Consider the following 22,659-nt stretch of genomic DNA (forward strand, 5'->3'; position numbering starts at 1 on the left):
CGTAAACAACAGAGGGATAGTCGCGCTGTGGGGCGGCGGCGGCAATGGTCAAAGCCATCAATGTGGCTGACTGGTTTGGCCAAGGTTTAGGTTTTGTGTTGCCTGGACTGACCTCTTCGCGAGCAAGCTCGCTCCCACAGGGGGAATGCATTCCAAAGGTGGGAGCGAGCTTGCTCGCGAAGAGGCCGGCTCAGACAACCTCGTTCAGGATCAACGTGCGGTAATGGCCGGGATTGGACCCCGACCACTTGCGAAACGCCTTGTAGAACGAACTCGCGTCAGCAAACCCCAGTCGCGCGGCAATCTCGACAAAACTGATCGAAGGCTCCGCCAGCCAGGTAATCGCCAACTCCTTGCGCACACTGTCCTTGAGCCCCTGATAGGTCTGCCCTTCCTCGGCCAGACGCCGGCGCAAGGTAGAAGCGGACATGCACAACTGCTGCGCCAACGCTTCGGTCTCCGGCCATTGCTCGGCGGGCAGATGCCGCAGATCCTGCTTGATCCGACTGGCGAGGCTCTCCGGGTCGCGGTACTTGACCAGAATGTTGGCCGGTGCGTGGGCCAGAAAGCGTTTCAACTCTTCGGTAGAACGCTTGATCGGCAGATCGAGGCAATCGGCAGAGAAAATCATCCGCGTACGCGGCCGCTCGAAACGCAGGTTTTCGGAAAACATCACCCGATAGTCATCGGTGAAGTCCGGCGCCGCGCAGCGCAGTTCGATGGCCAGAATCGGAATCCGCCGCCCGGCCAGCCAGCAGGCCACACCGTGGACGATCATCCAATAGGTGAAATAGGTGAAGGCGCGGCGTGGCTCGGGGTCATCTTCCAGCAGAACGATTTCCGCCAGACTTTGCTGATGCACCAGTTGCGCCGGCATGCGCTCGAGCATCAGTGACAGAAAACTCAAACCCGAACCCAGACCCGCTGCCAGTGTCGGTTGCGCCATCGCGCTACGGCAGAGGAATTCCAGGCTGCCGGACTTGAGCTTGCGCGGGTCCATGCCGAAAAACTCGTCATCGCCGCGCCGGGCCAGCAGGCGCCAGAGTTTGGCGTATTGCGAGGCAGGCACTCGGCCGTTGTCGGTTTGCAGCAACGCCGGATCAATCCCGACCTTGCTCAAGACCTCTTCCGTGGCCATGCCGGGGGCACAACTTTGCAGCAGCGCTTCGCGCACCAGTTGAACGGCGATGGTGTCTTTTTCCGACATGGAACGCGGTAAACCTTGTTGTTTTTGAGTGACCGGCATCTTACCCCAAACCCGACTCCGATCCCTTGTGGGAGCGAGCTTGCTCGCGAAAGCGTTGGTTCAGTCACAGAGACGTCGACCGGTCAGCCCCCTTCGCGAGCAAGCTCGCTCCCACAGGGTTCTGTGTCGGGGCAAAAATCCAGGTTGTTCAGCTTCTGTTCAGGTTCATGTCAATCATTGTCATGTGAGAATGGTTGTCATTATGTTACAACTTGTAACCTCTTCGAATGACTTATTGGACACCGAATGCTCGTTCCCTTTCTGATCATGCTGCGCGAAGGCATTGAAGCCGCGCTGATCGTTGGCATCATCGCCAGCTACCTGCAACAGACCGGCCGGGGCCAGTGGATGCCTGCCGTGTGGATCGGCGTGTTTCTCGCCGCTGCGCTCGCCCTGCTGGTCGGCGGTGGCCTGGAACTGGTCAGTGCCGAATTCCCGCAAAAGCAGCAGGAGTTGTTCGAAGGCATCGTCGGGCTGGTCGCCGTGGGCATTCTCAGCTCGATGGTGTTCTGGATGCGCAAGGTCGCCCGTTCGATCAAGCATTCGCTGCAAGCCTCGCTGGATTACGCGCTGACCTCTTCGAAGCATCAGGTCATTGCGCTGATCGCCATGGTCTTTTTCGCGGTCGCCCGTGAAGGTCTGGAAACGGTGTTCTTCCTGCTCGCCGTATTCCAGCAGAGCGAAGGCCCCGGCGCGCCGATCGGCGCCCTGCTCGGCCTGATACTGGCAATCATCGTCGGTTTCCTGATCTACAGCGGCAGCATGCGCCTGAACCTTTCGGCGTTTTTCAAATGGACCGGGTTGTTCATTCTGGTCGTGGCGGCGGGGATTCTCGCCAACTCGGTGCAGGCCCTGCATGAAGCCGGGTTGTGGAATCACCTGCAAACCGTGCTCTTCGACTTCAGCGCCACGCTGCCGATGGACGGCCCGCTGGGCTCGGTGCTGGCCGGCATGTTCGGTTATCAGGACACGCCGACCGTCAGCACCCTCGGCGCGTATCTGATTTATCTAGTGGTGGCGCTGGTGATGTTTTTCTACCCCGCCGCGCCGGCGACCCCCAAAGCCGCCAAATCGTCTTCAGTTTCCAGCCAATAAGGGCATTCATGTCAAAGCCTAATACTCCTCAGGCCTCCCCTCCCCGCGCCTTGCGTTGGGCCGTGGCCGGTTCAGTGGTGGTGATGTTCGCCGCCGGTGGTCTGTTTTATTACGCCTCGAAAATGGCTGCGGCCAAGCGTCAACACAACCACGATGAAGTGGTGGTGAACATTCATCCGGGCAGTTGCGAGCCGAATGCACTGACCGTACCGGCCGGTCGCGCCAGTTTCCGTATCGTCAACCGCTCCGAGCGCGCCGTGGAATGGGAAATCCTCGACGGCGTGCTGGTCGTCGAAGAACGCGAAAACATCGCTCCCGGTCTGAGCCAGGTGATCAACGCCAACCTGCAACCCGGCGATTACGCGATCACCTGCGGCCTGCTGAGCAACCCGCGCGGCACCCTGCACGTGACGCCGACGGCGGCCTCGGATGCTGCCGCCAAAGCCAAACCGTCGATGGTCGCCTTCGTCGGGCCGCTGTCGGAATTTCGCGTGTACCTGGCCAGCCAGAGCAGTGCCTTGATCAAAGCGGTAACCGCCCTCAACCAGGCGATTGAAAGCGGCGATCTGGCTCAGGCGCAAGCGCTGTATCTGCCAGCCCGCGCGGCCTATCAGCATCTGGCCCCGGCCGCCCAGCGTCTGGCCGAGCTGGACAACAACGTCAATGCCCGCGCCGATTACTTTGAGAAGCGTGAGCAGGATCCTGCCTTTGTCGGTTTCCATCGCCTCGAATACGGCCTGTTCCAGCAACGCAAACTCGATGAACTGGCGCCGGTTGCCCAGCGCCTGCTCGGCGACGTCACCACGCTCAAACAGCAATTGCTCGCCCAGACCCTGCCGCCGGAGCAACTGGTGAGCATTATCGTGCGCAACCTCAACACCTTGGCTGACGTTCGCGCTGCCAGTGGGGAAGAAGAACGCTACAGCCACAGCGACCTCAACGGTTTCGCCGCCAACGCGCAAACCGCGCGCAAAGTCGTCGATCTGCTGCGACCGATGCTGAGCAAGTCTGCCGCCGACCTGCTGCCGAAAATCGACAAGGCCTTGGCCGATTTCGACACCGAACTCAACCGTTACAAGATCAAGGACAGCTACGCCAGCTACGACTCCGTCAGCGGCGAACAACGCAAGCAGATCGCCGACAAGGCCCAGGCTCTCGCCGACGCACTGGATGGCATCGATCCCGCCCTCGGCCTCTCCGGCCTGTAAGCAGAAGACGAATTCCCGATGAAAGATTCAGAAAACCTCAACCTGCAACGTCGCCGTGTCCTGATGGGCATGGGCGCCGCCGGTGTCGCCCTCGCGGGTTCCGCCCTGAGCTGCCCGGCCATGGCCGCCGCACCGGCGCAAGTCACCGAAGCGCCGAGCAGCGACAAGACTGAAGACCGCCACGATTTCCACGGCGTGCACCAGACCGGTATCGTCACCCCGCGCCCAGCCTCGGGCATGCTGGTTTCGTTCGATGTCTTGGCCAGCGACCGCGAAGACCTGGAGCGACTGTTCCGCACCCTCAACGAGCGCATTGCGTTCCTGATGAAGGGCGGCCCGGTCGCGCAGATCGATCCGAAACTGCCGCCGCCGGATTCCGGGATCCTCGGCCCGAACGTCACGCCGGATAACCTGACCATCACCGTTTCCGTGGGCGAGTCGCTGTTCGACGAGCGCTTCGGTTTGGAGGACGCCAAACCCAAACGGTTGATCCGCATGGTCGGTTTCCCCAACGACGCGCTGGAAGCCGATTGCTGCCACGGCGACCTGAGTTTGCAGTTCTGCTCGAACACCACCGACACCAACATTCACGCCCTGCGCGACATCGTCAAAAACCTTCCGGACCTGTTGCTGGTGCGCTGGAAACAGGAAGGCAGCGTGCCGCCACAAGCCCCGGCGAAACCGGGTGTGCCGGCGCAATCGGCGCGCAACTTTCTTGGTTTTCGCGACGGCTCGGCCAACCCGAATTCCAACGACGCCAAAGCCATGGACAGCATCGTCTGGGTGCAACCGGGCAGCGACGAACCGGCCTGGGCCGCGCATGGCAGCTATCAAGCGGTGCGGATCATCCGCAACTTCGTCGAGCGTTGGGACCGTACGCCATTGCAGGAACAGGAAAGCATCCTCGGTCGGGTGAAAACCTCCGGCGCGCCTATTGGCGGCAGCCATGAAACCGAAGTGCCGGATTATCACAAGGACCCGGAAGGCAAGCTGACCAAACTCGACGCGCACATTCGTCTGGCCAACCCGCGCACCGCTGCGAGTCAGGCCAACCTGATCCTGCGCCGGCCGTTCAACTACTCCAACGGCGTCAACAAGAACGGCCAGCTCGACATGGGTCTGCTGTTCATCTGTTACCAGGCCGACCTGGAGAAAGGCTTCATCACCGTGCAGACCCGCCTTAACGGCGAGCCGCTTGAGGAATACCTCAAACCGGTCGGCGGCGGGTACTTCTTCACCTTGCCGGGTGTCACGGGCGACAAGGACTTCATCGGTCGCTCGCTGCTCAACGCCACACAACCGAAAACCGCTGCATAAAAACAACATCCCAACACTGGAGCCGCCCCCATGAAAAAGACGCCACTCGCGTTATTGCTGACCCTTGGTTTGCTCAACACCCCGCTGTCGGCGTTCGCCGCGACAGCACCGCTGGATCTGGTCGGGCCGGTTTCGGACTACAAGATCTACGTCACCGAGCAACTCGATGAGCTGGGCAGCCACACCCAGCAATTCACCGATGCGGTGAAAAAAGGCGACCTGGCCACCGCGCAAAAGCTCTACGCACCGACCCGCGTTTACTACGAGTCGATCGAGCCGATTGCCGAGTTGTTCAGTGACCTCGATGCGTCCATCGATTCGCGCGTCGACGACCACGAGAAAGGCGTGAAGGCTGAAGACTTCACCGGTTTCCACCGCATCGAATACACGCTGTTCTCGGAAAAAAGCACCGCCGACCTGAACGAGCTGGCAGACAAGCTCAACAGCGACGTCAAAGACCTGCAAACCCGCGTCGCCGGCCTGACCTTCCCGCCTGAGAAAGTCGTCGGTGGTGCTGCTGCGCTGCTGGAAGAAGTCGCCGCGACCAAGATCTCCGGTGAGGAAGATCGCTACAGCCACACCGATCTGTATGACTTCCAGGGCAACATCGACGGCGCGAAGAAAATCGTCGACCTGTTCCGTCCGCAGATCGAGAAGCAGGACAAGGCGTTCGTCGCGAAGGTCGACAAGAACTTTGCCACCGTCGACAAGATTCTGGCCAAGTACAAGACCAAGGACGGTGGTTTCGAAACGTATGACAAGGTGAAGGATAACGACCGTAAAGCGCTGGTCGGGCCGGTGAATACACTGGCGGAAGATTTGTCCACGTTGCGTGGCAAGCTGGGTCTGAATTGATTTTTTGTAGCGTCTAAGCGGGCCCCATCGCTGGCAAGCCAGCTCCCACAGTGTTCCCGGTCATTCACAAATAGTGTGTACACCATAGAACCTGTGGGAGCTGGCTTGCCAGCGATGGCATTTTCAGCAGCCTACAAAATCCGGTAGAGCAACCGCTCAATCCGCACCCGACTCACCCGCTTGAGAAACTTGGCCACCCCGGCCGGGTATTCCGGCAGCGTCTCCAATCCCTGGAAATTCTCGATCCGCGTGGTATGGCGGAAAATCTCTTCCAGTTCCTTCGCACGCGGCTCCAGCCACTCGCCTTTCGGGTCATCGATCAACAACGCATTTTCCAGATCCAGGCGGAACGCCCGTGGATTGAGGTTGTTGCCGGTCAGCAGGGTATAACGCTGATCGATCCACATGCCCTTGAGGTGATAGGTGTTGTCGCCGTCACGCCACAAGTGCAGGTTCAACTGACCGCTGTCGATGTTGCGCTGATGGCGCTTGGCAAAGCGACGCAAGCTGATCTCGTACAGGTATGGCAGCGCTGCGATCACCTTGAACGGCTCGCTCGGCGGAATGTAGAAGTCGTTGGCGGTCTTGTCGCCGACCACGATGTCGATCTTCACACCACGGGCCAGCGCACGATTGATCTCACGGATCACACCCAGCGGCAGGTTGAAGTACGGCGTGCAAATGGTCAGTTGCTTTTGCGCGCTGGCGATCAGTTCGAGGATCGCCCGGTTCAACGGGTTGTTCTTGCCCACGCCCAACAATGGGCTGACCGACAGACCTGCATGCGCGGTGCTGCCGGCGGTGCTGCCGGCGCTGGTGTCGTACGTCGCGTATTTCAGGCGGCTGCGCAGGTCGCCGATGTCGTTGCGCAAGCTGCGCGTGGTCGGCAGGTTGGGCAGATCGAGGCGATGCACCGCTTTCGATTCGATCAGGCCGTGCTTGACCAGATGATGCATCGAGTCGGCCAGTTCAGCGCTTTGCAGGACGTGATAGCGGTCGAAGCGGTACTTGTCGAACTTGTGCAGATAAACGTTGTTCAGGCTCGCGCCGCTGTAGACCACGCAATCGTCAATCACGAAGCCCTTCAGATGCAGGACGCCGAACAACTCCCGAGTCTGCACCGGCACGCCGTAGACCGGCACTTCGCTCTGGTGCGTGCGGGTCATTTCCTGGTACCACGCCGAGTTGCCCGGCTGCTTGCCGGCACCGATCAGACCGCGCTGGGCGCGCAGCCAATCGACGACCACGGCAATTTCAAGCTCGGGACGTTTGAGCTTGGCGGCGTGCAAGGCATCGAGGATTTCCTGACCGGCTTCGTCTTGCTGCAGGTACAGCGCAACGATGTAGATGCGCTGCGTCGCCGTGGCGATTTTCTCGAGCAGGCAACGACGGAACTCGGCGGCGCCGGACAGAATGGTCACGGCCTCGGCGGTCAGCGGAAAGCTGCGCAGTTTGGGCAGCAAGGAACGTTTGAAAAGCAACGGCATAGGGCTCGCAATGGGTCGAATCCGAAGAACCCGAGAGCTTACACCATCACATCCTTCGGGTCTTGTTAGTGTCTGTAATAGCCCCTTCGCGAGCAAGCTCGCTCCCACAGTGGAATGCATTTCAAATGTGGGAGCGAGCTTGCTCGCGAAAGCGATTTCACCGCCAACAAAAATGCCTGCTTGACCAAGGAGAACAATCGTTCTACTGTTTGCCACATGAACGAAATCACTAGCAATGACACACGCGACATCATCCTGGATGTCACCGAAAAGTTGATCTATAAAAGTGGCATCGCTGCCACCAGCATGGACCTTCTGGTGAAAACCGCCGGTGTCTCCAGAAAAAGTATCTACCGTTACTTTGCCGACAAGGACGCCTTGACCGTCGCTGCGCTGCGACGCCGCGACATTCGCTGGATGCACTGGTACCGAAGCGCTGTCGATCAGGCCGAAACCCCGGCCGATCGCCTGCTCAACCTGTTCACGGTGCTCAAGAGCTGGTTCGCCTCGGAAAGCTTCCGTGGCTGCGCCTTCATCAACACCAGCGGCGAAACCGGCGACCCACAGGATCTGGTGCGCCTGATCGCCAAAGAACACAAACAGAAGCTGCTCGACTACGTGTGCGAGCTGTGTACCGAACATGGTGCCGAGGATCCACAACTGCTGGCCAAACAGCTGCTGATCCTGATTGATGGTGCCATTACCGTAGCGCTTGTGATGGGTGATCACAGTGCCGCCGATAATGCGCAATGCATGGCGCGAAAGTTATTGGACCTGTAACGCCTTAATAAGCCGGACTTGTTGTTCAATTATCAATTAGATCGGGAGACTGAACATGTCTACTGCAGCCCAGGTACGTCCGCCATTGCCGCCCTTCAACCGTGAATCGGCGATCGAGAAAGTTCGACTGGCCGAGGATGGCTGGAACTCCCGCGACCCGGAACGGGTATCGCTGGCCTATACCCTCGACACCAAGTGGCGCAACCGCGCCGAGTTCGCCAACAACCGTGAAGAGGCGAAGGCCTTCCTGACCCGTAAATGGGCGAAAGAGCTGGATTATCGCTTGATCAAGGAACTCTGGGCTTACTCGGACACCCGCATTGCCGTGCGTTACGCCTATGAATGGCACGACGACTCGGGCAACTGGTTCCGCTCCTACGGTAACGAAAACTGGGAGTTCGATGAGCAGGGCCTGATGTTCCAGCGCTACGCCTGCATCAACGACATGCCGATCAAGGAAAGCGAGCGCAAGTTCCACTGGCCACTGGGCCGCCGCCCGGATGATCATCCGAGCCTGTCCGACCTCGGTCTCTAAGACCCCGTAGATCTAATGTGGGAGCGAGCTTGCTCGCGAAAGCGGTGTATCAGTAATCACAATATTTACTGAAAGGACGCCTTCGCGAGCAAGCTCGCTCCCACAGGTTTTGCATAGTATTCAAGCGACGGCGGCAGTCTTTTCAGCCTCCAGCTCGCGCACCAGCGGTAACACCCGTCGCCCGAAATACTCGACCTCTTCCTGAAAGTGCAGAAACCCCGCCAGCACCAGATCCACCCCCACCGCCTTCAGCGCCACAATCCGCTCGGCAATCTGCAACGGCGTGCCAATCAAATTGGTCTTGAAACCATCGTTGTGAGTGGTAGAGCAGCAAGCGTGCCAGGGTTGGAATGCCTGGTTTTGTTGGGCTTTGAGGTGGAGTTGATGTTTTGTGGAGGAGGATTTGTTGGCGGGTTGTCGGGTGGGCAACAGTTGGTTTATTTGTTGGCTCGACTGGACTCATCGCTGGCAAGCCAGCTCCCACAAGGATCAGGGTGAACAATGATCTTGGGTACAATGCAAAAACCTGTGGGAGCTGGCTTGCCAGCGATGGCGTCCGATGGCTCGCCGCAACACTTGGAAATGAGTAACATGACCGCCCTCCCCGCAGCCAAATCTGCGCCCTGCCGAATAAGCCGATTCCATGCCTTTCGAACTCAGCGTTGACCTCACCACCCTGGCCATCCTGGCCTTCGTCGCTTTCATAGCCGGTTTCATCGATGCCATCGCCGGCGGTGGCGGTCTGTTGACCACGCCGGCCCTGCTGACGGCCGGCCTGCCGCCGCATCTGGTGCTCGGCACGAATAAACTGAGTTCGACGTTTGGCTCGGCTACCGCCAGTTTCACCTTCTACCGCCGCAAGTTGTTCCATCCACGGCAATGGGTTCACGCGATTGTTGGCACTCTGGTCGGCGCACTGACCGGCGCCATCGTCGCCCATTACCTGCCGGCCGAATGGCTGAACAAGATGCTCCCGGTGATCGTCTTCGCTTGCGGCCTGTACCTGTTGTTCGGCGGTACGCCAAAAGCGCCGTTGGACAGCGATGCGCCGATCAAAAAGAAATGGCAGTCGACTCAGGGCTTCAGCCTCGGTTTCTACGACGGCGTGGCCGGCCCTGGCACTGGCGCGTTCTGGACGGTGAGCAGCCTGCTGCTCTACCCGATCGACCTGGTCAAGGCCAGCGGCGTGGCGCGCAGCATGAACTTCGTCAGCAACATTGCGGCGCTGTCGGTGTTCGTGTTTTCCGGGCAGGTGGACTGGATCATCGGCCTGAGCATGGGCCTGTCGGTGATGGTTGGCGCGTTCTTTGGCGCGCGCACCGCGATCAGCGGTGGCGCCAAGTTCATTCGCCCGGTGTTCATCACCGTGGTGCTCGGTTTGACCGTGCGCCTAGCCTGGCAGCACTGGTTCAGCGTGGCCTAAGCGCCGCGCCACATAGACGTCGATCAGATAACGCGCAATCGACTTTGACGCCGGCAACGGCGGCAGGTCGTGCACGTTGAACCACTGGGCGTCTTCGATCTCGTCTTCCTGACAGACAATCTCGCCACCGGCATATTCGGCATGGAAGCCGAGCATCATCGAATGCGGGAACGGCCAGCACTGGCTGCCCAGGTACTGAATGTTCTTCACCTCGATCTGCACTTCTTCGCGCACTTCACGAATCAGGCAATCCTCGGCCGACTCGCCAGGTTCGGCAAACCCCGCCAACGTGCTGTAAACCCCGGTGACGAAACGCGGTGAACGTGCCAGCAGAATCTCGTCACCACGGGTGATCAGCACGATCATGCTCGGCGAAATGCGCGGATAACTGCGCAGCTCACACGGCTGGCAATACATCGCCCGCTCGCGCGGCACCTGCGTCATGGCTTGCCCGCAATTACCGCAGAAGCGATGCTCGCGCGCCCACGTACCAATCTGCGCGGCGTAACCGAGCACTTTGTAGATCGTATGCTCGCCATCGAGCATGAACGCCCGCAGACCTTTCCAGTTGCAACCCGGCACTTCGCTGGCGCTGCGCAGTTCCAGCAAGTACACCGGCTCGTCATCGAGATGGCCGATGCCGTGCTCGGCGAGGACTGACAAGTCCTGACGCTTGAGCCATTCGCGCGGAAACAGCGCGCCGTTGTCATCGAACAGAAAACCGTCCGGGCTGCGCGCCACGGCCCAGCCGCCAGGTTGATCGGTGTCGAGTACTGCAGTGGTCCAGCGAGCTGTCATGGTTTCTCAGTCCAGAAATTCGGGTTTCTGTTTGCTCATGTGGGCGGCCATGGCCACGCGCAAGTCGGTGGATTGCAACATGGCAGCGTTCCAGGTGGCAACGTATTCGAGACCGTCGTCGATGCGGTGGTCACGCATGTAGCTGATCATTTCCTTGGTGCCGGTGACCGCAATCGGCGACTTCGAAGCGATTTCGCGGGCGATGTCGATCACGCCTTCGAGCAGCGCGTCTTTGTCGCTGTAGACGCGATTGACCAGGCCAATGCTGCGCGCCTCGTCAGCGCCGAAGGTACGACCGGTGTAAGCCAGTTCACGCAGCATGCCGTCACCGATGATCCGTGGCAACCGTTGCAATGTGCCAACATCGGCGGCCATGCCGATGTCGATTTCCTTGATCGAGAATTGCGCGTCTTCAGCGGCGTAGCGCATGTCGCAAGCGGCGATCAGGTCGATGGCCCCCCCCAGGCAATAACCCTGAATGGCGGCGAGCACCGGTTTGCGGCAGTTGTCGACGGCATTGAACGAGGCTTGCAGGGTGAGGATCTTGCGGCGCAACAGGCGCGCGTTGCGGCCAACGTCTTTGCCCAGTTCATTGGCGACGCCGGCGAGCATCATCAGATCGATGCCGGAGGAAAAATGTTTACCGTTGCCGCTGAGCACCACCACGCGCACTTCGTCGGTGTCGTCGATCCACTGGAAGATCTCGACGATCTCGCTCCAGAACGCCGCGTTCATCGAGTTGATCTTCTCCGGGCGATTGATCTGCACATGGGCGATGTTGTCGGCCAGTTCGACGCTGAAGGCGGAGTATTGAGTCATGGCAGTGATCCTTTACCGGGCTGAAAATGAGGCCCGAACTATAACAAGGCATCACGGCGGCGGTTCGGCCAAATGCGGGACTGTCCTGAGTTTTACTTCGCCTGTGCCGACCTCTTCGCGAGCAAGTCGAATCGTCGCACCGTCGCTCCCACAGGGGAATGCATTTCGAAATGTGGGAGCGAGCTTGCTCGCGAAGGCGTCCGATCAATCACTACAAATCATCTGGCCAAGCGCCGCAGCCCAAACAACATCCCCCCCGCCCCCAACAACATCACCCCCAGAAACACCGGGTACGAAACCCACCACGGCGTCCCTGCCGTCATCATGCTGAACTCCGACATGCCGCCAATACTCGCAATCAGGTTCAACGGCAGAAACACCACGTTGATCAATGTCAGCTTGCGCAGCAGGTTGTTCATGCTGTTGTTCATCAGGTTGCCGCGCGCATCGATCAGTCCGGAAAACACCGTCGAGTAGATTTCCGCCTGCTTGTAGCACTGGTTGTTTTCGATGATCAGGTCGTCGATCAGGCCGAGCGCTTCGCTGCCGAAGTGCTGTTTTTCCGCGTGATTGCGCAGCCGCGTCAGGACCGCGCCATTGCTGTGCAGAGCATTGATGTAATAGATCAGGCTTTCACTGAGGTTGAACATCTGAATCAGATGCTGGTTTTGCATCGAGGCGTTGAATTTCTGCTGCAACTCGCGGGCGACCAGTTTGATCACCTTCAAATGCCCGAGGTAGTGATGGATGTTGTTGAACAACAGGTCGAGCAGCACATCCAGTGGCGTGTTTAACGCCTGACGAGTGCCGAGGCCGTGCAACGGCGTGTCATCGGTGGCGATCACCAGCAGTTGCCCTGGCGAAAACAGCAAGCCACACGACGACACTTCAAACGCCAGGCTGCCACCACCGGAATAATTTTCCGGGCGCTTCCAGATCAGGAACAAGTGATCGGGATGAAACTCGATCCGCGAGACCTCGTCAGGGTCCAGCGCCGAGGCCAGCGCGTGCTCATCGACCTTGAAATGGCTGTGCAGCAAGTCACGCTCGCCGGCGTCGGGATCGCTGAACAGCATCACCTCGACGTCCAGTCGCTCAACCCGCTGCAAGGCGCCGTGACCCAATGCGAAACGGCTGATCATCGGCCTGTCACCACGCCTGACCGCGACGTTTGAGCTCCAGGCGCCGCACGAACTCTTCCAGCACCAGTGAATACAAGTCGTCCTGCAAATAGGCGTCTTCGATGCCGGCGTCGAGGTTGGGGTTGTCGTTGACTTCGATCACCACGACTTTGTCGCCGGCCTGTTTCAAATCGACACCATAGAGGCCGTCGCCAATCAGGTTGGCGGTCTTCACCGCCAACTCGACCACAGCGCGGGGCGCCTCGTGGATCGCCAGCGTGCGGCATTCGCCGTTGACGTCCTGGCCCTTGGCTTTGTGGTTGTAAATCTGCCAATGGCCCTTGGACATGAAGTACTGACAGGCGAAGATCGGTTTGCGATTGAGCACACCGATGCGCCAGTCGTATTCGGTGTAGAAAAACTCCTGCGCCAGCAACAACACCGAGTGCTCAAACAGCTCGGCAGTGGCTTCAAGCAGCGCCTGCTGGCTTTCGACCTTGATCACCCCGCGCGAGAAGCAGCCATCAGGTATCTTCAGCACCAACGGAAAACCGAGGCGCTCGCCGACCCGTTCGAAGTCTTCGGGTCGCTCCTTGTAGAGAATTTCGGTGGCGGGCATGCCCAGTTGATGGCTGTTGAGCAGATCGGTCAGATAGACCTTGTTGGTGCAGCGCAGAATCGACGTCGGGTCATCCATCACCACCAGCCCTTCACTTTCGGCCTTCTTGGCGAAGCGATAGGTGTGATTGTCGACGCTGGTGGTTTCGCGGATCAGCAAACCGTCGTACTCGGCCAGCCGCGCATAATCCTTGCGCTCGATCAGCTCGACATCGATGCCCATGGTTTTGCCGACCCGGACGAAATTCGCCAGGGCTTTAGCGTTGGACGGCGGCAACGCTTCCTGCGGATCATGCAGGATCGCCAGGTCATAACGCGCAACTTGTGGCGAGCGCGGCGCCCGCCAGATTTTACGGCTGAAGCCATCCAGCGCATTGGCGAACTGATCTTCCTGGTCATCGCGCAACTTGTGCAAAGTGCCAGACTTCACCCCTTCGATGTGCCAACCGTTAGTTCGGCGAAATTCAACTAACAGAATCGGACAGGGGAATAACTCAAACAACTGCCGGGCCAGATCCTGTAACGGTTCAATATGTGTTCGACCGAAGTACAGGGTCAGGGTAAAACCTTCGGTGTCGCTGTAAAGATGATGGCTGAGCGCCTTTTCGAGGGTTTTATCCAGATCGTCGAGGGCCAGCCCGTAGAGTGATTTTCGCGTCAGTTCGCTGATCGTTCGCACCGATGGAATCACCTTGTGCCCACGGGCTTCCGCCAGCAACGAGCAGTAGTAACCGTGGCCCAGGTACTTGTAACTGCGGCACAGGTTGATCACCTGCACGCGCTTGCCCGGCTCGGTTTCACGGGTTTGCTCAAGGTATTCCTGCGCACTGATGATGCCCTCGCTGGGAAAATACGAGGCCCAGTCTTCCTTGCGTTCGACAATGATCAGCACTTGACTGGAAGTTCTCGCCGCTGAATTTAAATAAGTTGCCGCCGGCAAACTTTGCTCGGATACTTCGCGCCAATGACCCTGTACCGCTGACATAGAGATTGATCCGTTGGAGAACAAGACCTTTTCTATTAAGCACGAAGTTTTTCGAAAGTCTCGTTTCGTTACGCAACTTTTACGGTGGTCATATGAGTGCTGTTTTTCGCCCGGCGACAGTTGAAGATTTGCCAGCGCTACTGGCATTGGAAATGCAATGTTTCACCACTGACCGGCTCACCAGTCGCAGCTTCCAGTGGATGATTACCCGCGCGCACGGGCAGTTGCTGGTGGCAGAGCGCGAGGGCCATTTGCTCGGTTACGCCTTGGTGTTGTTTCACCGTGGCACCTCGCTGGCACGCCTGTATTCCATCGCGATTGCCGCTGATGCGCGGGGCGAAGGCCTCGGCAAGCAATTGCTGCAGCGGATCGAGACGATTGCCCTGCAACACGATTGCGCCTACCTGCGCCTCGAGGTGCGCACCGACAACCCTGCGGCGATTGCCCTGTATGAACGCAACGGGTATCGGCGCTTTGCCTTGATTCACGATTACTACGAAGACCATGCCGATGCGCTGCGCCTGGAGAAACGCATTCTTCAGCACCGCGACTCACGCAGCATCAAAGTGCCCTACTACCGACAAACCACCGATTTCACCTGCGGCCCGGCCTGCCTGTTGATGGCCATGGGTGCGTTGCAGGTGCAGCGGTTACTGGAGCGTCGCGAAGAGTTGCAGATCTGGCGCGAAGCAACCACGGTGTTCATGACCGCCGGCCATGGTGGCTGCAGCCCGCAGGGTTTGGCGCTGGCCGCATGGCGCAGAGGTTTTCGCGTGAGGTTGCAGTTGAGCCTGGCCGGCCCGTTGTTTCTCGACGGGGTGCGCGATGCGCATAAAAAAGACGTCATGCGCCTGGTTCATGAGGAGTTCATGACGCAATTGGCCGAGACCGACGTCGAGCAGTTGCTTGGCACATCGCTCGACCTGCCGCGCTTGCTCGATGCGGGCGGGCAACCGCTGGTGCTGATCAGCAGCTATCGGCTGACCCGATCGAAATCACCGCACTGGGTGGTGGTGACCGATTGCGACGAGGACTTCGTTTATCTGCATGACCCGGATGTCGATCACAGCCAGCATCGACAGCCGATGGACTGCCAGCATGTGCCGGTCAGTCATGGCGAGTTCGACAAGATGTGCCGGTTCGGCCGGGGCAAATTGCGTGCGGCAGTGGTGTTGTTTGCCCGCAATAGTTGATTGTCTGTGGCGAGGGAGCAGACTCCCTCGCCACTGGACGATCATTTCAGGCCGAGTTTATAGAGCGAACCATTGGACTCATCCGTCAGCACATACAGATAGCCATCCGGTCCCTGTCGCACATCGCGGATGCGTTGCTTGAGTTCACCGAGCAAGCGCTCCTCGTGTACCACCTTGTCGCCATCGAACTGCAGGCGAATCAGCTCCTGAGTCACCAGCGCGCCAATAAACGCGTTGTGTTGCCACGGTTTGAAGCGATCAGCATCGTAGAACGCCATCCCGCTCACCCCCGGGGATTTCTCCCAGACATGGTGCGGCGCAACGGTGCCTTCTACGGTTTTACCCTGCGCCTCAGGGATAGGTTGCATCGAGTAATTGATGCCGTGAGTCGCCAGCGGCCAGCCGTAGTTTTTTCCGCGTTCAATGATGTTGACTTCATCTCCCCCTCGCGGACCGTGCTCGTTCTCCCAGAGAGTGCCGTTCCACGGGTTGAGCGCGGCGCCCTGCGGGTTGCGATGGCCGTAAGACCAGATCTCCGGGCGCACACCGGACTGACCGACGAAGGGATTGTCGTCCGGTACTTTGCCGTCCGGATAGATGCGCACGACTTTGCCCTGCAGTTTGTCGAGGTCCTGCGCGGTCGGCCGGTCGTTGTTCTCACCCAGGGTGATGAACAGATAACCGTCACGATCAAACACCAGCCGCGAGCCGAAGTGGTTGCCGACCGAAAGCTTGGGCTCCTGACGGAAGATCACTTTGAAATCCTTGAGGGTCTTCAGGTCATCCGACAATCGGCCGCGACCTACCGCCGTGCCGGCCTTGTCGCCTTCACCACCGCCCCTGGCGTAGGACAGATACACCAGACGATCCTGTTTGAAATCCGGCGATAGCGCGACATCGAGCAAACCACCCTGCCCTTTGGCCCAGACGTCTGGCACGCCGCTGATGGGCGCGGAGATTTTGCCGTCGACACCGACCGTGCGCAGGTTGCCCGGCCGTTCGGTCACCAGCATGCCCTGGCGATCCGGCAAGAATGCCAGGGCCCACGGGTGTTCGAGCCCTTGGGCAATGGTGGTGACTTCAAGGGTGCCCTGCTCGCTTTGCAGCTCCTTGGGGGTTGCGGCAAATGCCGGCGCGCTGATCAGCGCGCCGACGCACAGGCTGGCTAAAAGGGTTTTACGCAACATTCACGATTCCTTTTGTTCGTTTGAAGGTCCGGCAGAACGTCAGTCCTGCCGCTCAACGATTGCTGTCTCCGCTGCGCGAAGGTGGGTTGGGAATGAACGTGGGGGGTGTGCTTGGCACCGAACGGATCGGCTGGCCGTTGCCAATGCCACGGTTCTCGACCGTTGGCTGACGCGGTGTCGGTACCGTGTTCGGCCCGCGAATGGGGGGAGTGCTGGGCTGAGTCCCCTGCATGCTGTTGGGGTTGGCCCGGCGGATTGGACTGTTGTAAGGGTTATTGCTGTTGCCGGTCGGGCTTTGCGCCAACAAGACGTCGGCATGAACCAGACCGCCACTGAGGGTCAGGACGACGATGCCAAGCAGTATTCGATTCATGACGCTGCCTCTCGATGGGCATGGGATAGAGCCTTCGAGTCCACGCTACGCCGTGGGTTCGGATTTGTTAACCCGTCCGCGTTAAACAACATGTAACACGGCTTGACCAAGTCATCTGAAACCACCGCAATCACTGGAAACTTTCGCCTCAGCGCACAGGTCACCTGATCATCACTCGGAGAACACACCATGGCTCGGGCAATCTGGAAAGGCGCGATCAGTTTCGGACTGGTTCACATCCCCGTCGCGCTGGTCTCGGCGACCTCCTCGCAAGGCGTGGATTTCGATTGGCTCGACAGCCGCAGCATGGATCCCGTCGGTTATAAACGGGTGAACAAGGTCACTGGCAAGGAGGTCACCAAGGAGAATATCGTCAAAGGCGTGGCCTATGAAAAGGGCCGCTATGTGGTGCTCAGCGAAGAGGAAATCCGCTCGGCGCACCCGGTGTCGACGCAGACCATCGACATCTTTTCCTTTGTCGATGCCGAACAGATTCCGCTGCAGAACATCGACACGCCCTACTATCTGGCACCGGACAAGCGCGGTGGCAAGGTCTACGCGCTACTGCGCGAAACCCTGAGCAAAACCAACAAGGTCGCCCTCGCCCGCGTGGTCCTGCATACGCGCCAATACCTGGCGGCGTTGATGCCGCTGGAGTCGGCGCTGGTGCTGGTGAAACTGCGCTGGCCACAGGAGGTGCGTGGTCTCGACGAGCTGGAGCTGGGCAGCGAAGTGACCAAGCCACAGTTGGCCAAAGGTGAACTGGACATGGCCAAACGGCTGGTGCAAGACATGAGCGCGGACTGGAAACCCGAAGACTACAAGGACGAGTTCGAAGACAAAATCATGGCGCTGGTCGAGAAGAAAGCCCATGAAGGCAAGATCGAGGATGTCGAGACGGTGGGCGGCGCAGAAGAGCGCAAAACCGCTGATGTTATCGATTTGACCGAACTGCTCAAACGCAGCCTGGGTGGCAAAGCGCCGGCGAAGCCAAAGGCGAAGGCCGCCAGCAAAGCTGCGCCAGCCAAGAGGACAAAAAAGGCCTCCGGTGAATGACAATCCAAGGATCGTCAGGTAACTGACAGGTTGTATTTGAGAGAGTCTTCGCTAGCAGGCTGGCTCGCACAGGGTCCCGAGTCGAATGCAAAATTCGCATTCCCCCAATTCCACTGTGGGACCGAGCTTGCTCGCGAAGGCGTAAGTTAATTGACTACATTGATCAGATCAGAATGAACACCGCCAGCAGACCACCAAAGATCGCCCACTTTTCCATGTAGTAGCGTTTGCGATTGCGTTTTTTCAGCTCTTTACCGCGCAGGCGAATCTTGTAGATCCGGGTGAACAAGCGGTTGATGCCACCGGTGCGGTCACCGGCATCGTTCGGCGCGCCTGCCGCCGACATCACGGTGCGGCTGAACCAGCTGTTGAACGCCGCGGCCCAGCGATACTTCATCGGCCGCTCGATGTCACAGAACAGAATGATGCGATTTTTGTCCGTGGTGTTTTCGGCGTAGTGAATGAAGGTCTCGTCGAACATCACCGCTTCACCGTCGCGCCAGTGATAGTTCTCACCGTCGACATTGATGTAGCAGCCGGCATCGTTCGGCGTGTCCAGGCCCAGGTGATAGCGGTAAGAACCGGCGTACGGGTCGCGGTGGCGCACCAGTTTCGAACCGGGCGGCAGCTCGGCGAACATCGCCGCCTTGATCGAACCGATACTTTGCACCAGCTCAGTGGTGCGCGGGCACAGTTTCATCGCCGATGGATGGCTCTCGCCGTACCACTTCAGGTAGAAACGCTTCCAGCCGCTTTTGAAGAACGAGTTGAAACCGACGTCATCGTATTGATTGGAGCGCTTGATCTCACCGGCACGCAGCAGGTTCTGCCCTTCTTCGCGGATTTCTTCCCAGTGCGCCTGCAACGGGCTCAAGTCGGGAAACTCGGCCGGGTCGAGGTAAGGCTTGTTGGGCTTTTTCGAGAATAGGTACAAGAAGCAGTTGATCGGAGCGAGGAACGTCGAGTGATCGCTCAGTTGCCGACCCAGCTTGTGGCGCACACGACCACGAAGATGAACGTATGCAATGGAAATGACATAGATAGCAGCAATAATGAGTTTCACGGAAATCGTCACACGTCAAAAGTGAACAAACTGCGCGCCAGGCAGCTCGAGGCCAGCGTCTTATGCAGTGGTCTGGAAACAAATGGCACATCCTTGAGCCCACGCCGTTGAAAGGCGCTGGGTGAATAGATGGCATTTTAGCCATACTTTGTAACCGATAGTTATCCCTCAACTGTGAAAAACTGTCCCGCGATTGCGCCAATCGGCGATCTTGGCGTCATCGCCCTATCGTTTAAAGAGCCAGACCAGTACAATCGCCGCCAAACTTTACGCGCCCCCCTTGGTTGATGACGGGAACCTCCCCGCTTCAGCGCACTTTGACTCGGGCCAAGCGCTCCAGCCGCACCCTCGCTACTCGAATGCTTCGCAGGAAAAACCTTTGATTTCTACAGCTAACATCACGATGCAGTTCGGCGCCAAGCCGCTCTTCGAAAACGTTTCGGTCAAATTCGGCGCGGGCAACCGCTATGGCCTGATCGGCGCCAACGGTTGCGGCAAGTCGACCTTCATGAAAATCCTCGGCGGCGACCTCGATCCGACCGGCGGCCAGGTCATGCTCGAGCCGAACGTGCGTCTGGGTAAATTGCGCCAGGATCAGTTCGCTTACGAAGAATTCACCGTGATCGATACCGTGATCATGGGTCACGAAGAACTGTGGAAGGTCAAGGCCGAGCGCGACCGCATCTACTCGCTGCCGGAAATGAGCGAAGAAGACGGCATGGCCGTGGCCGAGCTGGAAACCGAATTCGCCGAAATGGACGGTTACACCGCCGAATCCCGCGCCGGTGAGCTGTTGCTGGGCCTGGGTATCGGCATCGAGCAGCATTTCGGCCCGATGAGCGAAGTCTCGCCAGGCTGGAAACTGCGCGTATTGCTGGCGCAGGCACTGTTTTCCGATCCGGAAGTGCTGTTGCTCGACGAACCGACCAACCACCTGGACATCAACACCATTCGCTGGCTGGAAAACATCCTGACCCAGCGTAGCAGCCTGATGATCATCATCTCTCACGACCGTCACTTCCTGAACAGCGTGTGCACGCACATGGCTGACCTGGATTACGGCGAGCTGCGCCTGTTCCCGGGCAACTACGATGAGTACATGACCGTGGCGACCCAGTCCCGCGAGCAACTGCTGTCGGACAACGCCAAGAAGAAAGCACAGATTTCCGAGCTGCAATCGTTCGTCAGCCGCTTCTCGGCCAACGCCTCGAAAGCCAAGCAGGCCACTTCCCGCGCCAAGGCGATCGACAAGATCCAGCTGGCCGAGGTCAAGCCTTCGAGCCGTGTGAGCCCGTTCATCCGTTTCGATCAGAACAAGAAGCTGCACCGCCAGGCCGTCATGGTCGAGAAGATGGCCAAGGGTTTCGACGGCAAGCCGCTGTTCAAGGACTTCAGCTTCCAGGTTGAAGCCGGCGAGCGCGTAGCGATCATCGGCCCGAACGGTATCGGCAAGACCACCCTGCTGCGCACCCTGGTCAACGAACTGACCCCGGATGCCGGTAGCATCAAATGGACCGACGCCGCCGAGCTGGGCTACTACGCCCAGGATCACGCTCACGATTTCGAAGACGACGTCACCCTGTTCGACTGGATGGGTCAATGGACTCAAGGCGAACAGATGATTCGCGGCACTTTGGGCCGCATGCTGTTCTCCAACGACGAGATCCTCAAGTCGGTCAAAGTGATTTCCGGTGGTGAGCAAGGTCGCATGCTGTTCGGCAAGCTGATCCTGCAAAAGCCGAACGTGCTGATCATGGACGAACCGACCAACCACTTGGACATGGAATCGATCGAGGCGCTGAACCTGGCGCTGGAAAACTACCCGGGCACGCTGATCTTCGTCAGCCACGACCGTGAGTTCGTATCGTCCCTGGCCACGCGCATCATCGAGCTGAGCCCGGATGGCGTGACCGACTTCAGCGGCACCTACGATGACTACCTGCGTAGTCAGGGTGTTGTGTTCTAAATAGCAGCTGAAAACTGAAAAGCCCTGTCCATGTGACGGGGCTTTTTGCATTTCAGGGTGAGGGATTTGCTGGTGCGGCGACCTTCGCGAGCAAGCTCGCTCCCACATTTGAAATACATTCCCCTGTGGGAGCGAGCTTGCTCGCGAAGACGCCAGTAGCTGCGACATCAATCTTTTGGGAAAGTAGTTAGCCTGCTTTCTTTTATCGCAAGCCCACGCCATGATGCGAACTCTCCCACCGCCGCCCGCGAACGAGCCCTCATGTCTGCGCAGCAACAGCCCCCGCAAAGCTCCATGGCGATCACCCTGCAGATCGTCTCCATCGTGTTCTACACCTTTATTGCTTTCCTCTGCATCGGTCTGCCGATCGCGGTGTTGCCCGGTTATGTGCACGAGCAGCTGGGTTTCAGCGCGGTCGTTGCCGGGCTGGTGATTGGCTCGCAGTATCTGGCCACCCTGCTCAGCCGGCCAATGGCCGGGCGCATGTCGGATACGGTCGGGACCAAACGGGCGATCATTTATGGCTTGTGGGGAATTGTCCTCAGCGGTGTGCTGACACTGCTCTCCACGCTACTGCAGGACTTTGCGCTGGCAAGCCTGGTCATTCTGATCATCGGGCGCTTGCTGCTCGGCGTCGCACAAGGGCTGATCGGCGTCGGCACGATCAGTTGGTGCATGGGCCAGGTCGGGGTCGAACACACGGCGAAATCCATCGGCTGGAACGGCATCGCGTCCTATGGTGCGATTGCCATCGGTGCGCCCTTGGGTGTGGTGATGGTCGCCGATTACGGCTTCACCAGCCTCGGCATTGCCCTCGCGGTACTGGCGGCCGGCGCACTGCTGTTGATCCGCAACAAACCTTCGGTGCCGGTGATCCGGGGCGAGCGGCTACCGTTCTGGGCCGTGTTCGGGCGGATCGCGCCGTATGGCGCCAGTCTGACCCTGGCCTCGATCGGTTACGGCACGCTGACTACCTTCATCACCCTTTATTACCTCAATCGCGGCTGGACCGGTGCGGCGTACTGCCTGACCGTGTTTGGCGTGTGTTTCATCCTGTCGCGACTGCTGTTCATTTCGGCGATCAGTCGGTTTGGTGGTTTCAGGTCTGCGATCGCCTGCATGAGCATCGAAACGCTGGGACTGGTGCTGTTGTGGCTGGCGCCGTCCACCGCGTTCGCTTTGATCGGTGCGGGGCTGGCGGGGTTTGGCCTGTCGCTGGTGTACCCGGCACTGGGCGTCGAGGCGATCAAGCAGGTGCCGAGTTCGAGTCGCGGTTCGGGCCTGGGCGCGTACGCGGTGTTCTTCGATCTGGCGCTGGCGATTGCCGGGCCGCTGATGGGCGCGGTGGCGTTGAATCTGGGGTATTCGTGGATTTTCTTCAGTGCGGCGTTGTTGTCGGTGATCGGGCTGGGGTTGACCTTGCTGCTCAAGCGCCGCGCAATTTCTTGAACAATCGACGCAAAACCAATGTGGGAGCGAGCTTGCTCGCGAAGGCGGGGAGTCAGTCAGCACATGTATTGACTGACACTACGCC

Annotated in this window: 20 protein-coding genes and 1 pseudogene; 11 read left to right on the forward strand and 10 right to left on the reverse strand. The window is 59.0% G+C overall.

Features of this window, described 5'->3' with window-relative positions:
* Window positions 1–190: 190 nt before the first annotated feature.
* Window positions 191–1,207: an AraC family transcriptional regulator gene (locus WA225_RS17550; protein WP_422608908.1), complete on the reverse strand. Its 1,017-nt coding sequence runs from the start codon at window positions 1,205–1,207 to the stop codon at window positions 191–193.
* A gap of 285 nt (window positions 1,208–1,492) precedes the next feature.
* Here WA225_RS17550 and efeU point away from each other — a divergent pair, with 285 nt between their 5' ends.
* Genes efeU through efeO (WA225_RS17570) form a run of 4 tightly spaced genes read left to right on the forward strand, consistent with a single transcriptional unit; the run spans window position 1,493 to window position 5,721 of the window.
* A complete protein-coding gene (efeU, locus tag WA225_RS17555) occupies window positions 1,493–2,341 on the forward strand; it encodes an iron uptake transporter permease EfeU (protein WP_422608909.1) in 849 nt (282 codons plus the stop codon).
* A gap of 8 nt (window positions 2,342–2,349) precedes the next feature.
* On the forward strand, window positions 2,350–3,549 hold the full coding sequence (efeO, locus tag WA225_RS17560; protein WP_422608910.1) for an iron uptake system protein EfeO: 1,200 nt from the start codon (window positions 2,350–2,352) through the stop codon (window positions 3,547–3,549).
* An 18-nt stretch (window positions 3,550–3,567) separates the two neighbouring features.
* Window positions 3,568–4,866 carry an iron uptake transporter deferrochelatase/peroxidase subunit gene (efeB, locus tag WA225_RS17565; protein ID WP_422608911.1) on the forward strand — a complete coding sequence of 433 codons (1,299 nt, stop codon included), beginning with the start codon at window positions 3,568–3,570 and terminating at the stop codon, window positions 4,864–4,866.
* Between the two features lie 30 nt (window positions 4,867–4,896).
* The gene (efeO, locus tag WA225_RS17570) at window positions 4,897–5,721 is read left to right on the forward strand and encodes an iron uptake system protein EfeO (protein ID WP_422608912.1); all 825 of its coding nucleotides are present in this window, start codon (window positions 4,897–4,899) and stop codon (window positions 5,719–5,721) included.
* A 131-nt stretch (window positions 5,722–5,852) separates the two neighbouring features.
* On the opposite strand, the gene pssA is transcribed toward efeO (WA225_RS17570), so the two are convergent.
* Window positions 5,853–7,208: a CDP-diacylglycerol--serine O-phosphatidyltransferase gene (gene pssA / locus WA225_RS17575; RefSeq protein WP_422608913.1), complete on the reverse strand. Its 1,356-nt coding sequence runs from the start codon at window positions 7,206–7,208 to the stop codon at window positions 5,853–5,855.
* Window positions 7,209–7,424: 216 nt separating this feature from the next.
* Here pssA and WA225_RS17580 point away from each other — a divergent pair, with 216 nt between their 5' ends.
* Together WA225_RS17580 and WA225_RS17585 are read left to right on the forward strand one after the other, a co-directional pair.
* On the forward strand, window positions 7,425–7,988 hold the full coding sequence (locus WA225_RS17580; protein ID WP_422608914.1) for a TetR/AcrR family transcriptional regulator: 564 nt from the start codon (window positions 7,425–7,427) through the stop codon (window positions 7,986–7,988).
* 55 nt (window positions 7,989–8,043) lie between these two features.
* Window positions 8,044–8,523, forward strand: coding sequence for a DUF1348 family protein (locus tag WA225_RS17585; RefSeq protein WP_038361256.1), 480 nt, complete (start codon window positions 8,044–8,046; stop codon window positions 8,521–8,523).
* A gap of 120 nt (window positions 8,524–8,643) precedes the next feature.
* On the opposite strand, the pseudogene WA225_RS17590 reads toward WA225_RS17585, so the two are convergent.
* Window positions 8,644–8,841: pseudogene (locus tag WA225_RS17590) on the reverse strand (dimethyl sulfone monooxygenase SfnG); the annotation flags it as partial.
* A gap of 325 nt (window positions 8,842–9,166) precedes the next feature.
* Between WA225_RS17590 and WA225_RS17595 the strand changes: the two are divergent.
* Complete coding sequence (locus WA225_RS17595) at window positions 9,167–9,946, forward strand: TSUP family transporter (protein ID WP_422608915.1); 780 nt, start codon at window positions 9,167–9,169, stop codon at window positions 9,944–9,946.
* Here WA225_RS17595 and nudC read toward each other — a convergent pair.
* From nudC to WA225_RS17615, 4 genes are all read right to left on the reverse strand, one after another.
* Complete coding sequence (nudC, locus tag WA225_RS17600) at window positions 9,914–10,744, reverse strand: NAD(+) diphosphatase (RefSeq protein WP_422608916.1); 831 nt, start codon at window positions 10,742–10,744, stop codon at window positions 9,914–9,916. The two genes, WA225_RS17595 and nudC, sit on opposite strands and share 33 nt — an antisense overlap.
* Before the next feature lie 6 nt (window positions 10,745–10,750).
* Complete coding sequence (locus WA225_RS17605; protein WP_129393953.1) at window positions 10,751–11,563, reverse strand: crotonase/enoyl-CoA hydratase family protein; 813 nt, start codon at window positions 11,561–11,563, stop codon at window positions 10,751–10,753.
* A gap of 218 nt (window positions 11,564–11,781) precedes the next feature.
* Window positions 11,782–12,705, reverse strand: coding sequence for a magnesium transporter CorA family protein (locus WA225_RS17610; protein WP_422608917.1), 924 nt, complete (start codon window positions 12,703–12,705; stop codon window positions 11,782–11,784).
* Window positions 12,706–12,712: 7 nt separating this feature from the next.
* On the reverse strand, window positions 12,713–14,287 hold the full coding sequence (locus WA225_RS17615) for a RimK family protein (protein WP_422608918.1): 1,575 nt from the start codon (window positions 14,285–14,287) through the stop codon (window positions 12,713–12,715).
* Window positions 14,288–14,379: 92 nt separating this feature from the next.
* On the opposite strand from WA225_RS17615, the gene WA225_RS17620 reads away from it, so the two are divergent.
* On the forward strand, window positions 14,380–15,480 hold the full coding sequence (locus tag WA225_RS17620; RefSeq protein ID WP_422608919.1) for a peptidase C39 family protein: 1,101 nt from the start codon (window positions 14,380–14,382) through the stop codon (window positions 15,478–15,480).
* 41 nt (window positions 15,481–15,521) lie between these two features.
* On the opposite strand, the gene WA225_RS17625 is transcribed toward WA225_RS17620, so the two are convergent.
* Both WA225_RS17625 and WA225_RS17630 read right to left on the reverse strand, forming a co-directional pair.
* Window positions 15,522–16,667, reverse strand: coding sequence for a PQQ-dependent sugar dehydrogenase (locus tag WA225_RS17625; protein ID WP_422608920.1), 1,146 nt, complete (start codon window positions 16,665–16,667; stop codon window positions 15,522–15,524).
* 52 nt (window positions 16,668–16,719) lie between these two features.
* Window positions 16,720–17,040, reverse strand: coding sequence for a hypothetical protein (locus WA225_RS17630; RefSeq protein WP_422608921.1), 321 nt, complete (start codon window positions 17,038–17,040; stop codon window positions 16,720–16,722).
* Window positions 17,041–17,229: 189 nt separating this feature from the next.
* On the opposite strand from WA225_RS17630, the gene WA225_RS17635 reads away from it, so the two are divergent.
* A complete protein-coding gene (locus WA225_RS17635; protein ID WP_422608922.1) occupies window positions 17,230–18,096 on the forward strand; it encodes a Ku protein in 867 nt (288 codons plus the stop codon).
* A gap of 163 nt (window positions 18,097–18,259) precedes the next feature.
* Here the strand turns inward: WA225_RS17635 and lpxO are convergent, their stop codons facing one another.
* Window positions 18,260–19,159 (reverse strand): lipid A hydroxylase LpxO, encoded by a 900-nt coding sequence (lpxO, locus tag WA225_RS17640; protein ID WP_422608923.1) that lies wholly within the window; start codon window positions 19,157–19,159, stop codon window positions 18,260–18,262.
* Window positions 19,160–19,538: 379 nt separating this feature from the next.
* On the opposite strand from lpxO, the gene WA225_RS17645 reads away from it, so the two are divergent.
* Together WA225_RS17645 and WA225_RS17650 are read left to right on the forward strand one after the other, a co-directional pair.
* Entirely contained in the window at window positions 19,539–21,125 is a 1,587-nt protein-coding gene (locus WA225_RS17645; RefSeq protein ID WP_081265182.1) for an ABC-F family ATPase, read from the forward strand.
* A gap of 261 nt (window positions 21,126–21,386) precedes the next feature.
* On the forward strand, window positions 21,387–22,574 hold the full coding sequence (locus tag WA225_RS17650) for an MFS transporter (protein WP_422608924.1): 1,188 nt from the start codon (window positions 21,387–21,389) through the stop codon (window positions 22,572–22,574).
* Window positions 22,575–22,659: the final 85 nt, after the last annotated feature.

Source organism: Pseudomonas sp. (genome assembly GCF_049300855.1).
Classification (GTDB): Bacteria; Pseudomonadota; Gammaproteobacteria; order Pseudomonadales; family Pseudomonadaceae; genus Aquipseudomonas.

Bases quoted from the DNA above. Each gene is read 5' to 3' on its own strand.
- nudC (WP_422608916.1), bottom strand. From the start codon at position 10,744: ATGACAGCTCGCTGGACCACTGCAGTACTCGACACCGATCAACCTGGC.
- WA225_RS17635 (WP_422608922.1), top strand. From the start codon at position 17,230: ATGGCTCGGGCAATCTGGAAAGGCGCGATCAGTTTCGGACTGGTTCAC.
- WA225_RS17550 (WP_422608908.1), bottom strand. From the start codon at position 1,207: ATGTCGGAAAAAGACACCATCGCCGTTCAACTGGTGCGCGAAGCGCTG.
- WA225_RS17605 (WP_129393953.1), bottom strand. From the start codon at position 11,563: ATGACTCAATACTCCGCCTTCAGCGTCGAACTGGCCGACAACATCGCC.
- WA225_RS17620 (WP_422608919.1), top strand. From the start codon at position 14,380: ATGAGTGCTGTTTTTCGCCCGGCGACAGTTGAAGATTTGCCAGCGCTA.
- efeO (WP_422608910.1), top strand. From the start codon at position 2,350: ATGTCAAAGCCTAATACTCCTCAGGCCTCCCCTCCCCGCGCCTTGCGT.
- pssA (WP_422608913.1), bottom strand. From the start codon at position 7,208: ATGCCGTTGCTTTTCAAACGTTCCTTGCTGCCCAAACTGCGCAGCTTT.
- WA225_RS17650 (WP_422608924.1), top strand. From the start codon at position 21,387: ATGTCTGCGCAGCAACAGCCCCCGCAAAGCTCCATGGCGATCACCCTG.
- WA225_RS17580 (WP_422608914.1), top strand. From the start codon at position 7,425: ATGAACGAAATCACTAGCAATGACACACGCGACATCATCCTGGATGTC.
- WA225_RS17625 (WP_422608920.1), bottom strand. From the start codon at position 16,667: ATGTTGCGTAAAACCCTTTTAGCCAGCCTGTGCGTCGGCGCGCTGATC.
- efeB (WP_422608911.1), top strand. From the start codon at position 3,568: ATGAAAGATTCAGAAAACCTCAACCTGCAACGTCGCCGTGTCCTGATG.
- efeU (WP_422608909.1), top strand. From the start codon at position 1,493: ATGCTCGTTCCCTTTCTGATCATGCTGCGCGAAGGCATTGAAGCCGCG.
- WA225_RS17630 (WP_422608921.1), bottom strand. From the start codon at position 17,040: ATGAATCGAATACTGCTTGGCATCGTCGTCCTGACCCTCAGTGGCGGT.
- WA225_RS17610 (WP_422608917.1), bottom strand. From the start codon at position 12,705: ATGATCAGCCGTTTCGCATTGGGTCACGGCGCCTTGCAGCGGGTTGAG.
- WA225_RS17615 (WP_422608918.1), bottom strand. From the start codon at position 14,287: ATGTCAGCGGTACAGGGTCATTGGCGCGAAGTATCCGAGCAAAGTTTG.
- efeO (WP_422608912.1), top strand. From the start codon at position 4,897: ATGAAAAAGACGCCACTCGCGTTATTGCTGACCCTTGGTTTGCTCAAC.
- WA225_RS17585 (WP_038361256.1), top strand. From the start codon at position 8,044: ATGTCTACTGCAGCCCAGGTACGTCCGCCATTGCCGCCCTTCAACCGT.
- WA225_RS17595 (WP_422608915.1), top strand. From the start codon at position 9,167: ATGCCTTTCGAACTCAGCGTTGACCTCACCACCCTGGCCATCCTGGCC.